The organism is Aquirufa novilacunae, from assembly GCF_045310505.1.
Classification (GTDB): Bacteria; Bacteroidota; Bacteroidia; order Cytophagales; family Spirosomataceae; genus Aquirufa; species Aquirufa novilacunae.
The window spans coordinates 203886-217205 of the sequence record NZ_JBEWZG010000002.1; the positions used below are offsets into that span (position 1 = coordinate 203886).

Sequence of the window (13320 nt, forward strand, 5' to 3'; positions counted from 1 at the left end):
TTACTTAGGGGTTACACAATTCACAAAACATCGGGTCCTCTTCCGTTTTCCCTTCTGGGAAATCTACTTTCTCCGTGTAATGACAGCCTTCACAGGAATAGATGACTGCTTTGATAGAACGCGTGGGCATCGAGCAGGTCGAGCAGAGCAAACCCTTTAGCGCATCTGTTATACCAAAGCCCGGCCTGCTACATCCGGGGCATTGGCTTTGCATCTTTTGGATTAGCTTATCGGTTGCCTCCTGAATAGCGGTCATCCGCGATGGATTGTACATCGCGCGCATATCCGTCATCAGTTGGTATTTTCCATTCAGAGAAATACATGCATTGATGGCTCGATCTAGCTGCTCCCTGGATTGAATTCCCTTTTCTATAAAATCGGCTGTTTTCACTATCAGCGCATGAGATGGAAACTTCACTCGCTTTAAAAAATCCGCTAAAGATTCGTCAGATTCCGTGGAAAAATACCCGTAATTCGTTTGGAGACTCGTATGCTTTACGGCAATTTCAAGGTCATTCTTTCGATCGACTAAAAGTAAAATTTCTTCATCAGATGGCATGAAATATAAAGTAGGATGAGTTCCAAAAGACCCCTCAGAAGCAATCGCTATCTCCGAATCATGCTTCTCCAGCGCTAAGCGGCATTTTTCTCTTGCTGCCTCCAACGGTGTTAAAAGACGCTCTACTTCACCTGAAAATGTGCCTAATAAATCCGTATCGAAAGCGGCGACCGAATACTTCATTTTGAATGCTTCTTCCAAAGCAGGGCCTATCACCTTTTCCTTGCCATGCATAGTCGCAATACGAATTTCCCTACCCTCAAAAAACGCCTGATTACCCATGAATTAATTGAAAATACAGCGGTAGCCCGATCGTAATATTTAAGGGGAAAGTCACCCCTAATGCCATGGGGATATAGATTCCCGGATCCGCCTTGGGTGCGACTAAACGCATCGCGGCAGGTACGGCAATGTACGAAGCGCTGGCGGCTAGAACAGCAAAAATCAATCGATTAGCTTCGTCATGAATTAGGAATTGCGTAAGCCAAGCCACAGCAGAACCATTGAAAAGAGGAACAAGAAGCGCGAAGAAAATCAGGAATGGCCCTTGCTGTTTAAACGCCTTAAATCGACTGGCGGCAAGCATCCCCATGTCTAGCAAGAAGATGGCCAGAAAGCCTTTGAAAATATCTGTCGTGAAATGTTTAATCCCGATCGATTGGGAGGAATCAGAAACAAAACCGATGAGTAAACTACCAAAAATCATTAACACACTTCCGTTCGTCAATGAGTGCTTCATCGCTAATTTCCAATCAATGGAACCCCGTTTTTTCTCTTCCGTTTTGTCTGGAAAAAGATTGATTAAAATAACCCCCATAATGATGGCAGGAAATTCCATCGATGCCATCACCGCCACCATTTCACCGCCCATCTTCAGCTGATTCATCTCTAAAAAAGCAACCGCAGATACAAAAGTGACGGCACTTACAGAGCCATAAGAAGCCGCAATAGCACCCGAATCGGAGGAATTTAACTTAATGCGAAGAATAAAAAAGGAATAAATCGGAATGATCAAAGCAAGCAACATACCCAAAAGCAAGCTAGTTATTACCTCACTTGTAATGCCTGTCACCGCTAATTCGCTTCCTCCATTAAATCCGATGGCGAATAGTAAATACAGGGAAATAAAGCTCTTCGTGGCAGCTGGAATTTCTAAGTCACTTTTAACGTATTTCGCAAAAACCCCTAGAATAAAAAACAATAAGGTAGGGTTCGTTAGATTAAAGGTCAATAGTTCAAAATTGATCATTCGCGGCGGGTTACGGGTAAAACTTCTTTTTGCAAAGTAAATAGGCGTACATTAATAATTTTTATTTAAGTTTATAATGAAATCCATAATGAATTGTTATGAACTATACCCTAAATCAGCTGCAGATTTTTGTCAAAGTCGTGCAAACGGCGAGCATTACGAAAGCGGCCGAAGAATTAAATTTAACGCAGCCAGCGGTCTCTATTCAGATCAAAAATTTTCAAGCTCAGTTTGAAATTCCCTTATTGGAAATTATCGGAAAGAAAATTTATGTGACGGATTTTGGGAAAGAAATTGCTGCATCCGCAGAAGGAATATTAGAGCAAGTATACGCCATCAATTACAAAACAATGGCCTTCAAAGATCAGCTAATCGGACGATTAAAAGTATCCATTGTCTCCACAGGCAAATATGTATTGCCCTATTATTTATCCGATTTTCTAAAAGCTAATCCAGGCGTCGAAATTAGTATTGATGTGACCAATCGGGGAAAAGTAATCGAAAGTTTAGAACAAAATGAGGTCGACTTTAGCCTAGTTTCAGACCAGCTAGAGAGCACACAATTCGATTTCATTGACATTCTAAAAAACGAGCTCGTTCTCGTGGGAAATACGGAAACTGCGGCGATGAATCCCTCCTTTGATTACAATACGTTTAAACATGAGTTGCCCCTCATTTTTAGGGAGTCTGGCTCAGGAACTAGAAAAATTATGGAGAGCTATCTAAAAAAACAAGGAGTCAGTAGCTTAAAACGAATCGAATTAATGTCGAATGAGGCTGTTAAACAGGCCGTAATGGCGGGCCTAGGCTATTCCATCATGCCATTGATCGGTATAAAAAGAGAAATTAAGGACGGCTATTTAGCCATCATTCCTCGAGAAGGGCTACCTATCACGACCGATTGGAAATTGATTTGGCATAAAGAAAAAAAGCCCTCCCCCGTGGCGAAAGCTTTCATGAATTTTGTTTTAGAAAACAACGAAAGGATTAAACAGAGCTTCTTTAACTAAATAAAGCCAGGTAAAAATTACCTGGCTTTATTGTATTCGTTTTTCATTAATTAAACCAACAGAAATATATGAATTTCAATCAGTTGCATCTGTTTGCATTACAAAACTAGATAGCAGAGATAATTAATAAAATTTAAACTTTGTAATGAATATCATAAACGTTATTTATGATAAATCGTCCATAAATGGCTGCTTATAAAAACGTTTCCCAGTCGCCTTGTACAAGGCATTCGCCATCGCCCCAAAAATAGGAGGGAATGGAGGTTCGCCAAGACCCGTAGGATCCACTTCATTTTGGACAAAATGTACATCTATTTTCTTAGGTGCTTCGTTATGGCGAATCATCCGATAGGTATCAAAGTTCTTTTGATCTGTGCGTCCGTCCGTTAAACTTAATCGTCCGAATAGCGCATTACCAATGCCATCAATCGCCGCACCTTCCGCCATATTTTTCGCGCCTTCTGGATTCACGACCACGCCACAATCTAAAGCGGAAGTCACTTGGTCTACGATAACCTTACCATCTTTCACCTGTAAATCTATTACCTGAGCTGCATAGGAATTGTGGCAGAAGTACGCTGAAACTCCGCGTTTCTTTCCTGCATTTTCGGGTTTCCCCCAGCCCGACTTATCTCGCACTAATTCCAAAACCCCCATATAACGCGCCGCATCGTAATCGTTGCTTTTACCTACTGGGTTGTCCTTTGCGCGTTGTAATAATTCCAAACGGAAAGCAATCGGGTCTTTGCCCATGTACTCAGAAATCTCATCTAAGAAGGATTGTTCTGCCGCCGCATTGAAATTAGAACGCGGGGCACGAAAAGCCCCAATCGTGATGTTAGAAGGAATTACCCAGCTCTCCGCTAAGTAATTATCCAAAGCTCCTGCTGGGAAACGATTCGCATGGAGTGGGGATTCAGGAACGCCTCCACCTTTAATGTGCATAGCTGTTAAGCGCTTGTTTTCATCGAAAGCGGCACGATACGTCATTTGGTACATTGGTCGATAAATACCCGCACTCACATCGTCTTCGCGCTTATAAATTAATTTCACGGGCGCGTTTGCCTGCTTCGAAATCAACACCGCCTCCAGCATATAATGTCCGTAAGCACGGCGACCAAAGCCTCCACCCATACGGGCTAATTGAATCTCAATATTCTCTTTTGGAATCCCTAAACGTGTCGCCACCGTTGCAGCTACCATATCTGGCCCTTGAATAGGTCCTACGATTTTCACTTTATCCCCTTGAACGTGCGCAAAAGTATTCGTAGGCTCCATAATATTATGGGCTAAAAACGGCGCCGTATAGGTCCGCTCGATTACATGTTTTGCCTCCGCAAAAGCTTTTTCTGGATCCCCGTCTTTCCGCTCTACGCGTCCCGGTTTTTTATCCATTTCAAGCATTTGAGCATAATGTTTTTTTGTACTTTCTAGTCCGGCTGGCACGATCGTATCGCGACCGCCTACACCTAGCTCTTTCGTCTCTGGGGCATTTTCCCACACCGCTTTCAATACCTTGCGGGCATTCATCACATCCCAGGTTGTCTTTCCTACTACCGCGATCACTTCATTAAAAGTACGCGTGTCGAACATGGCTAGTTTCTGTGTAGGCTCATACACTTGAATAGGGAAAATATCCACGATACCTGGCATCTTTTTAGCAGCTGTCGCATCAAAGGACTTTAAGCGCATACCGAAAGCCGGAGGTCGTTCTGTCATCGCAATAAGCATACCAGGAACTTGGTAATCCATACCAAACAAGGGTTGGCCTTTCACAATTTTAGGCCCCTCCACATTCTTCTGTGGGGTGCCTAATAACTTGAAGTTTTTATTTCCTTTTAAAACGATGTCTTTCGGAACAGGTAATTTCGAAGCGGCCGTCGCAAAGGATCCATAGGTCGCAGACTTCCCACTGAATGAATTCATTACCATTCCATTGGCGGTCGTTAATTCCGCAATGGGAACATTCCATTCTTGGCTGGCCGCGGTAAGAATCATTTGGCGAGCTGAAGCACCTGCCGTACGTAATAATTTCCACGCTTGACGGATGGACTGACTACCTCCCGTAAATTGACGATTGTATAAAGCAAGACTATAATTTGCCTGCTCCACCTGAACAGATTTAAAGTCAACATCTAATTCCTCTGCAATGAGCATAGGAAGTGAGGTCATGACGTTTTGGCCAAACTCTGGATTAGGCGAGAATATCTTCACCAAATTATCTGGTGTGATCTTGATGTAACTCGTTAATTGTTCCCAAGTAGGCTCCGCGCCCAATTCCTTCAAGGTTTCCTCCGACTTCGCAGAAGCGAACCAAGATATACCTAACATCAGTCCGCCTCCTGTTAAGGACGAGACTTTTAGAAATGAGCGTCTGCTGTAATTTTCGTTGGTCTTTTTCATCTTATTTCGAGGCTGCTGCTTGTAGGATGGCTTTTTTAATGCGTGTATAGGTTCCACAACGGCAAATGTTGCCCGTCATGAAATTCTCGATATCTTCCTCCGTTGGTTTCGGTGTGCTTTTTAGCAGGGCCGCGGCACTCATGATTTGGCCTGACTGGCAGTAACCGCATTGTGCTACGTCGACGTCTAACCAGGCTTTTTGGACTGGATGATCTCCCTTTTCCGCTAAACCTTCGATGGTTGTTATGTCTTGATTTGCCAAAGCCGAAATAGGCAACTGACACGACCGGACAGCCGACCCGTTCAAATGAACGGTACAGGCGCCGCAGGAGCCCACGCCACAACCGTATTTTGTACCTTTCATGTCCAGAATATCCCGGAGCACCCATAAAAGCGGCATGTTCTCGTCCACCGTCACGGTGTGGGATTTCTTATTAATGCGAACTGTGAATTTCTTGATCATCCTTTTCTAGTTTAAATTTCGATATGCCAGAGGTGTGTTCCCCACCCGTTGCTTAAACAAACGCGTAAAATGTTGGGGGTATTTAAAACCTAATTCATAAGCTATTTGATTCACTGTTTTGTCGCCATCAAAGACCCGATCCTTCGCCACATCGATCAATTTATTTTGAATCATTTCTTTCACCGATTGACCCGTTTCTCTTTTGATTAAGTCCCCAAAATAATTAGGTGACAAATGCAATTGTTCCGCGAAATAGGCTACCGAAGGCAATCCTAAAGTCGATGGTTTATCGGACAAAAAATAGGCATTTAATTGCTCTTCAAATCGCGCTAAAACCCCCTTATTCACATGTTCTCTAGAGATAAACTGGCGGTCATAGAAACGTTCGCAGTAACTTAAGAACAACTCAATATTTGCCGTAATCAATTTCTTGCTGTGCTTATCGATGCTTTGGGATAATTCAAAAGCAATTTTAGAAAAGCAATCTAACACCACTTGGCGCTCCGCATCTGAAATATGCAAAGCCTCATTCGATTGATAACTGAAAAAATGGTAGGTCGCTAAGGCTTTTGCTAGTGACGTACCATGCACTAAATCCGGATGAAACACGAGACCATAACCCTTAGGTTGATACGCTTGCGCAGGAATTTCAAATTCGGAAACTTGACCTGGCGCAAAGAATACTAATGTTCCAGCTTGGTAGTCATAGGTATGTCTGCCGTAAACGATATCGCCACACTTGACATCTTTTAAATACACACAATAAAGTCCATAGTGAAATTTAATGCGTTGAATTTCAGAACCCCAAGAACGGGGAGCCGCTTTAGAAAAATCAATCACGCTCACCAATGGATGCAACGTAGGATGATTATTATCCGCATTGTATTGACTAATGGAGTCTACTGAATAGTTACGTATCATACGCTAATTGCTTGTAAACGAAATTTAAACAATTAAATGATGTGAATTCGAGACATCAGTAAAAATGGTAGAAAATACGGTAATTGAGGTAATCAATTCTCTTGATTAAATGTTGAAGTTGCGTTTTCAAATAATCTAAAATAACATGAAAAAAATCCTTGTTTTAAGCACCTTCTTATTCATCAGTATCACGGGGGCATTTGCTCAGTCCGCAACGGATAAAGAACTTATTCAGTTGTCAATGGATAAATGGCAATGGATGTCTGATAAAAATGTAGACAAGCTAAAAGACTTATTTGATGACAAAGCGAAATTCGTCCACATGAGTGGAACTTGGAAAAAGGAAGAGGAATTAGAAATTATCAAGTCGGGAAGTATTTGGTACCGCAAAGCCAACGTAAAAGATACGGCCGTAGAAATTTTTGAAAATACGGCGATTGTATGGAATCGCATTACGTTAGACGCCGTAGTTCGCGATCAAGTAGTCGTGACTGAATTCACTGTAACGGAGGTATATAAAAAGCAAGGGAGCACCTGGAAGATGCTCGACCTTACTTTCAGCAGCGTGCGTGATTCGCATGCCCTAAAAAAGTAGACTACTGCACTTCTACCTCGAAGCTCAAGTCAATATCCGTACTTCCACCTTCTTCACGTCCTGTCTTTACTTTCACCCCATTTAAATCAGGTTGGTGTTTCAGTAGGACTTGGTACGTACCTTTGCCGGTAGTGGCAGCCGTTTTTACAATGGACTCCAGCCCTATAGGCAAGCCATTCTTATCCTTATCAGTTAAGGTCGTTGTCAACAAACCTGTGGGATTTGATTTGAATACGAATAGGTGCACATCTGATTCTTCTAAAATTTCATCTGAAATGTTTTCTACAGGAGATTTTGTGTCATCATATACCTCGATCTTTAAGGTATAAGTTTGGCCTTTTGCTAAGACGATTTTGTCAAATTTCTCTGGATTCGTACGAGAGTCTCCATCCTTATCTTGGAAAGAGAAGATGGTAGATTTGTTTGCGGAATCAGTGAAAACAAGATCTACGCGTGTGATGAGTTCATTGTCATCCGTGGGTTCGATATCGTCTTCTTTTTTACAATTCAATAAGGCTACGGATAGAAGTGCAATGGTTACGTATTTTTTCATGGTATATAGTTTGTGTCTGCAAAATTAGGTTCGGGAATTACATCTTGTGTACCATTTCGTCGATGCAAAGTCAGTCGTTCGTCGACAGATTTTTCTACAATCATTTCCCAAGTTCTTCTCCTTTGTGTATTTTTAATTTTTCCAAAATGCTTATGGCCTACATTTCCGTACAAAATACAATCCAAGCCCCAATCTCCCATGTTTGGGATTGCTGGACTACTGAAGAACACATCACAAAATGGAACTTTGCCAGTGATGATTGGTGCTGTCCTTCCGCAAAAAATGACTTCAAAATAGGTGGAGAATTTCACTACGAAATGGCCTCGAAAGACGGGTCGATGTCCTTTGATTTTTGGGGAACTTACACGAACATTATTTCAGAAAAAACGATCGAGTATACCATAGGAGATGGCCGTAAAGTGCAGATTAACTTCTCTGAAACATCAGAGGGTACTCAAATTATCGAGCAATTCGAGCCGGAGAATCAAAACCCAGAAGAGATGCAACAAGCTGGCTGGCAATCGATTGTAGACAACTTCAAGAAGCACGCGGAGAGCTGATACTTAGTAGATTAGCAGGAGTTTATTCTTTTAACTATATGAAAAAGCTCTTACTTTTATTCCTACTTAGCTTACCCGTTTTAGGGCAGCAAACTGCCAATAAACCAGAACGTGTTCAATGGTTTCAAGACCTCGGTTTCGGGATGTTTATCCACTGGAACGTGGACGTTAGCCTAGGAAGTGTCATCAGCCATTCGCTCGCTGGGGCTTCCGATGCCTATGTAGAGAAATATATCCGGGAGCTTCCGTCCTATTTTAATCCAGAACAATTTAAGCCCAAAGATTGGGCCCGCCTCGCTAAACTAGCGGGGATGAAATACGTGGTTTTTACCGCAAAACACCACGCAGGGTTTGCGATGTTTCAAACCAAAACTACCCCATTTAACGTGATGAATACGCCCTTCAAAAGGGACGTCACAAAAGAAATCATAGAGGCTTATCGCGCAGAAGGTATCGCCGTAGGATTGTATTTCTCTCCAGACGATTTCTACTATTTGCACCAGCACAAACAGCCCATCGGAAGAGCACAAGATCCGGCGCATTATCCGATGACGAATCCGGGCTTGATGGAATATGACAAAGCCCAATTAAAAGAATTGCTCACTCAATACGGAAAGATTGATATTCTATTTATCGATGGACCAGGAGATGGCTTGCGTGAATTTGCTTGGTCCATCAATCCTGATTTAGTGATCACGCGTGATGCGATGAAAACTCCCGAGCAAACCACTCCTAATGCGGCCTTGCCTAGACCATGGGAAGCGTGTTATACGATGGGAACGGATTGGCAATACAAGCCCACAAATGATCCGCAAAAATCGGGAACGCAAGTCATCAATATGCTTGCTGAAATTCGGGCAAAAGGCGGAAACTTTTTGTTAAACGTGGGTCCTAAACCGAACGGCGAAATTCAGATAGAACAGGAGGCGATATTGCGGGAAATGGCGCTTTGGAACTTCGCTTATTCCGAGGCTATTTATGCGGTGAAGCCGATGCCCATCATCCGAGAAGAGGGAGTTTGGTATACCCAATCGAACGACGAAAAATACATTTATGCCTTCATTTTAAGGTCTTCTCCGGACGATTGGAAATACGGCGAGCGCAAGAATTTTGTTCTTCATAATATCTTAGGTTCAGATAAAACGACCGTTGAAATACTGGGTTATAAGGCTGAATTAGTGGAATACAAGCAAAACTTTGATGCGAAAACCTATGTGTCAGCCAGTCCTCTAGGACTAACTATCAGCGCTGTCAATGGACAAAGATTCTATACGAATAACAAATGGCCGAATGCGGTCGTGTTAAAAATCGCGAACGCAAAAGGTCGCGTAGCCTTACTGGATCAAACGAAACAAAGCACCCTGGATGGGGCAAAATAACTATGAAAAAAATCCTCCTTTTCTTACTATTAAGTACGCCTATACTGGCGCAAAAAGTCTTTACGAATTGGCCTAAAAAAGCCGATCCTATCACGGTTGGGAAAAGAACCGCAGAGCGCTTCATGGCAGTTCCTCACTCCCGCTACGGAGTGACTTTTCCGAATCCGCCAGCGACCCAAATCACCTACCCAGATGTATGCACCTGGCTCGGTTCCTTAGGCTTTGCGAAGAAGACGAATGACAAAGATTTGCAAGCGAGATTACATGCAAAAACCGCTTTATTACTGAAGGAAGAAGCAAATTTGCAGCCGAAGAAAAACCATGTGGATAACTTTGTTTTTGGTGCGATTCCGCTGGCGGTTTATCTAGAGAATAGAAACGAGGAATTGAAAACGTTGGGGATGTCCTATGCGGATGAGGAGTTTAAGACCTTGAGCCCAGGGGAATATACAAGCTTGAAACCCGAAGTGCGGAATTGGTATGCGGCGGGATTGAGTTGGGTGACGCGCTTTTGGATGGATGATATGTACATGATTACGGCAGTTCAGGCGAAGGCGTATGAGGTCACGAAAAACCGCAAATACTTAGATCGGGCGGCCTACGAAATGGTGGCTTATTTAGATACGCTTCAGAATAAAGATGGACTGTTTTATCATGCTCCTGATGTGCCTTTTTACTGGGGTCGAGGCGATGGTTGGTTAGCGGCAGGGATGGCTGATTTATTAAAAGTATTGCCAAAAGATAATCCACACCGTCCTCGCATTATGCGCGGTTATTTAGACATGATGGGCGTTTTATTAAAGCACCAAGACAAGCAAGGCATGTGGCATCAGCTGATTAATGACCCGAATGCTTGGCCGGAAACATCTTGCACCGGGATGTTTACCTATGCCTTTATTGTGGGCGTGAAAAAGGGTTGGCTAGATGAGAAAACCTACGGAACAGCGGCGCGTAAAGCCTGGATTAAGTTGCAAGATTACATCAACGAAAACGGTGATTTAACCGAAATTTGCGAAGGCACAAACAAGAAAAACGACCACCAATATTACCTAGACCGCAAGCGCATCACGGGTGATTTGCATGGGCAGGGACCGCTGCTTTGGTGCGTAAATGCGCTTTTAGAATAAACCAAAGCCCTATTTCTGGGCTTTGGTCGGATTTAATGCGGTTTGAATTCGATCGATACAGTCTGCTAAATGGTAGGCTGTTTCTTTATCTGCATACTTGCCTTTCGCGGCTTGTAAAGACGCTAATAAAGTCTTCAATTCCCCACGGACGATCGAGCGTACATCGGATTGAGAAACGTTATAGAAGTCGCGCGCGAATGGCGATGGAGTCATTTGCTCCGTCAATAAATACTTCATTCGCTCGACGTAGGCTTTCTGAATGTTTCTACGGAATCCATCCATCTTAGCACCAGTGGCTAACTCTGACCACAAGCCTTGACGCAAGTCTTGGCATAAGTCAACCGTCTTATAAGCGTTCGCCGCGCTCAACCCGCTATTATCTAAACGTGCAAAAGTTTCGAAGCTTAACATGCGGTTTAGCGGACTAGCTTGCAGGCTTCTGATGCGATCGGTATACCCCATCATGTGGTGGGTAACAACTTCACGGTTGATTAACCAATCTACGTTAGCGAAAGCATTCGCTAATAACCATTTCACGGCCGTTTGTTGTGTGGCTTTAGGGACTACAACGTAGCTAGCAATTTGTTGATTTGGCTTTGCGTATTGCTCGTAAACTCCACCTACGGTAGTCGTTACGTGGCCTACATAACGCGACCAAGCGCTCAATAATTCGTCGTTTAATTCGATTAAATCTTCGTAATCATTTGTCTTATTGCTCGTCCACGAAGCTAAATTTTTCGCCACATATTTCAGGTTTTTCACAGCATACGTGCTCGCGCGAACGGGGTCGTTACCGATGTCTTCGGTTTGAGAACTGGGATCGAATGTGGTTCCTTGATTGCCAAAACGGAATCGAGCATCGCCCGCCTTTGCCTCCACCCATTTGTTTAGGGTAGGCACTTCGTCCTCTGGAGTTTTGGCATCAGGCAAAAGACGGTATCCCCAATTCACGGCATAATTATCATATGGGCCCATCTGACGAATATAACGAACGCCCTTGTCCTCCGGCTGTGCGATGTAATTAAAGCGCGCATAGTCCATAATACTCGCAGAAATACCCTCCTTCTGAGTGAAATCAGCCTTGCGGTAATTCTCCACTTCGTAGGAACTACTTGCCCCCATGTTATGCGGAAAACCTAAGGCATGGCCCACCTCGTGCGAAATAACCATCTCCATCATCTCGCCGATATCTTCCTCGCTCGTCTCTAAAGTTCTAGCTTTCGGATTAGACGCAGCTGTCTCGATTAAGAACCGATTGCGGTACGAACGTAGGTGATTATGGTACCAAATAATGTCACTTTCAATAATCTCTCCCGAACGCGGATCGCTCACGCTAGGACCCATCGCGTTTCTGGTTGTACTCGCCACGTAGCGAATTACTGAATAGCGAATATCTTCTGGTGAGAAATCGGGATCCTCCTCTTTCGTCGGTGGATCCTTGCAAATGATGGCATTTTTAAAGCCGGCCACCTCGAAGGCTTTTTGCCAATTCTCCACGCCCTTTTTCATGTGCTTGCGCAACTTCATCGGCGTCGCCGGATCTAAGTAATAGACAATCGGTTTGATGGGTTCTACTAATTCTCCACGCTTGTAAGCCGCCAGGTCTTTCGGCTCTAAGCGCCAGCGCTGGATGTAGGTCTTTTGGTCTGACTTCAACTCCTCGCTGCCGTAATCGAATTGTTTTTGGGTAAAATAGCCCACGCGTTGATCAAATAAACGAGGCTTCATCGGCTTCTCAGGTAAGAGAATCATCGACTGATTCATCTGCATGCTGATTGTCTCCGTGTAAGCGGTCGCGGACGGCTTCGTCGCATTATAGGTGAAGTCTTGCAACACCTCGATGTTTAAAGGAAAGGACTTCACGGAACGAATGAAACTGCGGCTCGCATCTAAATTTCTCACCTTGTGAGTCTCACGAAGCGAGGCATCTAAACCGCTCATCGCCGGGATGTCACTTGTATAGAATTTCGTCACATCGATGACGATGGCAGAAGTGTCCTTGCTATAGGTTTCAATGTCAAAAGCATACAAAGTAGGCTCATAATTATTCGCCTTTACAGACAAGCTGATAGGCAGAGAATCTGGTGCCACGGCGGCGTAAGACTTGATTTTGATGAGGATTTTTTCCTGGAATTTCTCCCAAACAATCAGTTGCTCATGGCTCGATGTTCCCGCATTCACATAGCCTCCGCCTAATCCATTGGGAATTTTCGCAATCTGGCTAACCAAAAGCATGTCTTTTCCCAAATGCTTTTTAGGGATTTCGAAATAGTATTTATCGCCTACTTGGTGGGTGGTGAAAAGGCCTTTGGAAGATTTCGCTTCCTTCGTGATGACCTGGTCATATGATTTGATTTTAGAGGCCGGTTTTTTAGCTGCTGTAGAATCAGCTGGCTTCGGAGCTACCGGTGATTTAGGAGCCTGTGCTTGTGTGGAAATAACAGCGGCTAAAATAAATACCGCCGAAAGAATACCTTTTTTCATAGTTTAAAATTCAGTGA

The 13320-nt window shown here is 43.6% G+C and carries 12 protein-coding genes; 5 read left to right on the forward strand and 7 right to left on the reverse strand.

Annotation, left to right across the window (positions count from 1 at the left end):
* Positions 1 to 4: 4 nt before the first annotated feature.
* Together V7S74_RS06085 and V7S74_RS06090 are read right to left on the reverse strand one after the other, a co-directional pair.
* On the reverse strand, positions 5 to 841 hold the full coding sequence (locus V7S74_RS06085; protein ID WP_406777884.1) for a DUF6671 family protein: 837 nt from the start codon (positions 839 to 841) through the stop codon (positions 5 to 7).
* Positions 834 to 1808, reverse strand: coding sequence for a sodium-dependent bicarbonate transport family permease (locus tag V7S74_RS06090; protein ID WP_406777885.1), 975 nt, complete (start codon positions 1806 to 1808; stop codon positions 834 to 836). The genes V7S74_RS06085 and V7S74_RS06090 overlap by 8 nt, the downstream gene beginning before the upstream one ends.
* Positions 1809 to 1906: 98 nt before the next feature.
* Here V7S74_RS06090 and V7S74_RS06095 point away from each other — a divergent pair, with 98 nt between their 5' ends.
* Positions 1907 to 2818, forward strand: coding sequence for a LysR family transcriptional regulator (locus V7S74_RS06095; RefSeq protein ID WP_406777886.1), 912 nt, complete (start codon positions 1907 to 1909; stop codon positions 2816 to 2818).
* Positions 2819 to 2983: 165 nt separating this feature from the next.
* Here the strand turns inward: V7S74_RS06095 and V7S74_RS06100 are convergent, their stop codons facing one another.
* The 3 genes from V7S74_RS06100 to V7S74_RS06110 are packed head-to-tail and all read right to left on the reverse strand — an operon-like array spanning position 2984 to position 6605.
* Positions 2984 to 5221: a xanthine dehydrogenase family protein molybdopterin-binding subunit gene (locus V7S74_RS06100; RefSeq protein WP_406777887.1), complete on the reverse strand. Its 2238-nt coding sequence runs from the start codon at positions 5219 to 5221 to the stop codon at positions 2984 to 2986.
* Position 5222: 1 nt separating this feature from the next.
* Positions 5223 to 5684, reverse strand: a complete 462-nt coding sequence (locus V7S74_RS06105; RefSeq protein WP_406777888.1) for a (2Fe-2S)-binding protein — start codon at positions 5682 to 5684, stop codon at positions 5223 to 5225.
* Positions 5685 to 5690: 6 nt separating this feature from the next.
* Positions 5691 to 6605 (reverse strand): helix-turn-helix domain-containing protein, encoded by a 915-nt coding sequence (locus V7S74_RS06110; protein WP_406777889.1) that lies wholly within the window; start codon positions 6603 to 6605, stop codon positions 5691 to 5693.
* A gap of 145 nt (positions 6606 to 6750) precedes the next feature.
* On the opposite strand from V7S74_RS06110, the gene V7S74_RS06115 reads away from it, so the two are divergent.
* Positions 6751 to 7200 carry a nuclear transport factor 2 family protein gene (locus V7S74_RS06115; protein WP_406777890.1) on the forward strand — a complete coding sequence of 150 codons (450 nt, stop codon included), beginning with the start codon at positions 6751 to 6753 and terminating at the stop codon, positions 7198 to 7200.
* A gap of 1 nt (position 7201) precedes the next feature.
* Here V7S74_RS06115 and V7S74_RS06120 read toward each other — a convergent pair whose 3' ends face one another.
* Positions 7202 to 7753 carry a hypothetical protein gene (locus V7S74_RS06120; protein ID WP_406777891.1) on the reverse strand — a complete coding sequence of 184 codons (552 nt, stop codon included), beginning with the start codon at positions 7751 to 7753 and terminating at the stop codon, positions 7202 to 7204.
* A 152-nt stretch (positions 7754 to 7905) separates the two neighbouring features.
* Between V7S74_RS06120 and V7S74_RS06125 the strand changes: the two genes are divergently transcribed.
* Genes V7S74_RS06125 through V7S74_RS06135 form a run of 3 tightly spaced genes read left to right on the forward strand, consistent with a single transcriptional unit; the run spans position 7906 to position 10819 of the window.
* Complete coding sequence (locus tag V7S74_RS06125; RefSeq protein WP_406777892.1) at positions 7906 to 8313, forward strand: SRPBCC family protein; 408 nt, start codon at positions 7906 to 7908, stop codon at positions 8311 to 8313.
* Between the two features lie 38 nt (positions 8314 to 8351).
* Positions 8352 to 9692: an alpha-L-fucosidase gene (locus V7S74_RS06130; protein ID WP_406777893.1), complete on the forward strand. Its 1341-nt coding sequence runs from the start codon at positions 8352 to 8354 to the stop codon at positions 9690 to 9692.
* Positions 9693 to 9694: 2 nt separating this feature from the next.
* Positions 9695 to 10819 (forward strand): glycoside hydrolase family 88/105 protein, encoded by a 1125-nt coding sequence (locus V7S74_RS06135; protein WP_406777894.1) that lies wholly within the window; start codon positions 9695 to 9697, stop codon positions 10817 to 10819.
* A gap of 9 nt (positions 10820 to 10828) precedes the next feature.
* Here the strand turns inward: V7S74_RS06135 and V7S74_RS06140 are convergent, their stop codons facing one another.
* Positions 10829 to 13303: a zinc-dependent metalloprotease gene (locus V7S74_RS06140; protein WP_406777895.1), complete on the reverse strand. Its 2475-nt coding sequence runs from the start codon at positions 13301 to 13303 to the stop codon at positions 10829 to 10831.
* Between the last annotated feature and the right edge of the window lie 17 nt (positions 13304 to 13320).

What these genes read in the sequence shown, in the direction of transcription:
- V7S74_RS06085 (WP_406777884.1), bottom strand. Translation starts at nt 841, where the DNA reads ATGGGTAATCAGGCGTTTTTTGAGGGTAGGGAAATTCGTATTGCGACT.
- V7S74_RS06090 (WP_406777885.1), bottom strand. Translation starts at nt 1,808, where the DNA reads ATGATCAATTTTGAACTATTGACCTTTAATCTAACGAACCCTACCTTA.
- V7S74_RS06095 (WP_406777886.1), top strand. Translation starts at nt 1,907, where the DNA reads ATGAACTATACCCTAAATCAGCTGCAGATTTTTGTCAAAGTCGTGCAA.
- V7S74_RS06100 (WP_406777887.1), bottom strand. Translation starts at nt 5,221, where the DNA reads ATGAAAAAGACCAACGAAAATTACAGCAGACGCTCATTTCTAAAAGTC.
- V7S74_RS06105 (WP_406777888.1), bottom strand. Translation starts at nt 5,684, where the DNA reads ATGATCAAGAAATTCACAGTTCGCATTAATAAGAAATCCCACACCGTG.
- V7S74_RS06110 (WP_406777889.1), bottom strand. Translation starts at nt 6,605, where the DNA reads ATGATACGTAACTATTCAGTAGACTCCATTAGTCAATACAATGCGGAT.
- V7S74_RS06115 (WP_406777890.1), top strand. Translation starts at nt 6,751, where the DNA reads ATGAAAAAAATCCTTGTTTTAAGCACCTTCTTATTCATCAGTATCACG.
- V7S74_RS06120 (WP_406777891.1), bottom strand. Translation starts at nt 7,753, where the DNA reads ATGAAAAAATACGTAACCATTGCACTTCTATCCGTAGCCTTATTGAAT.
- V7S74_RS06125 (WP_406777892.1), top strand. Translation starts at nt 7,906, where the DNA reads ATGGCCTACATTTCCGTACAAAATACAATCCAAGCCCCAATCTCCCAT.
- V7S74_RS06130 (WP_406777893.1), top strand. Translation starts at nt 8,352, where the DNA reads ATGAAAAAGCTCTTACTTTTATTCCTACTTAGCTTACCCGTTTTAGGG.
- V7S74_RS06135 (WP_406777894.1), top strand. Translation starts at nt 9,695, where the DNA reads ATGAAAAAAATCCTCCTTTTCTTACTATTAAGTACGCCTATACTGGCG.
- V7S74_RS06140 (WP_406777895.1), bottom strand. Translation starts at nt 13,303, where the DNA reads ATGAAAAAAGGTATTCTTTCGGCGGTATTTATTTTAGCCGCTGTTATT.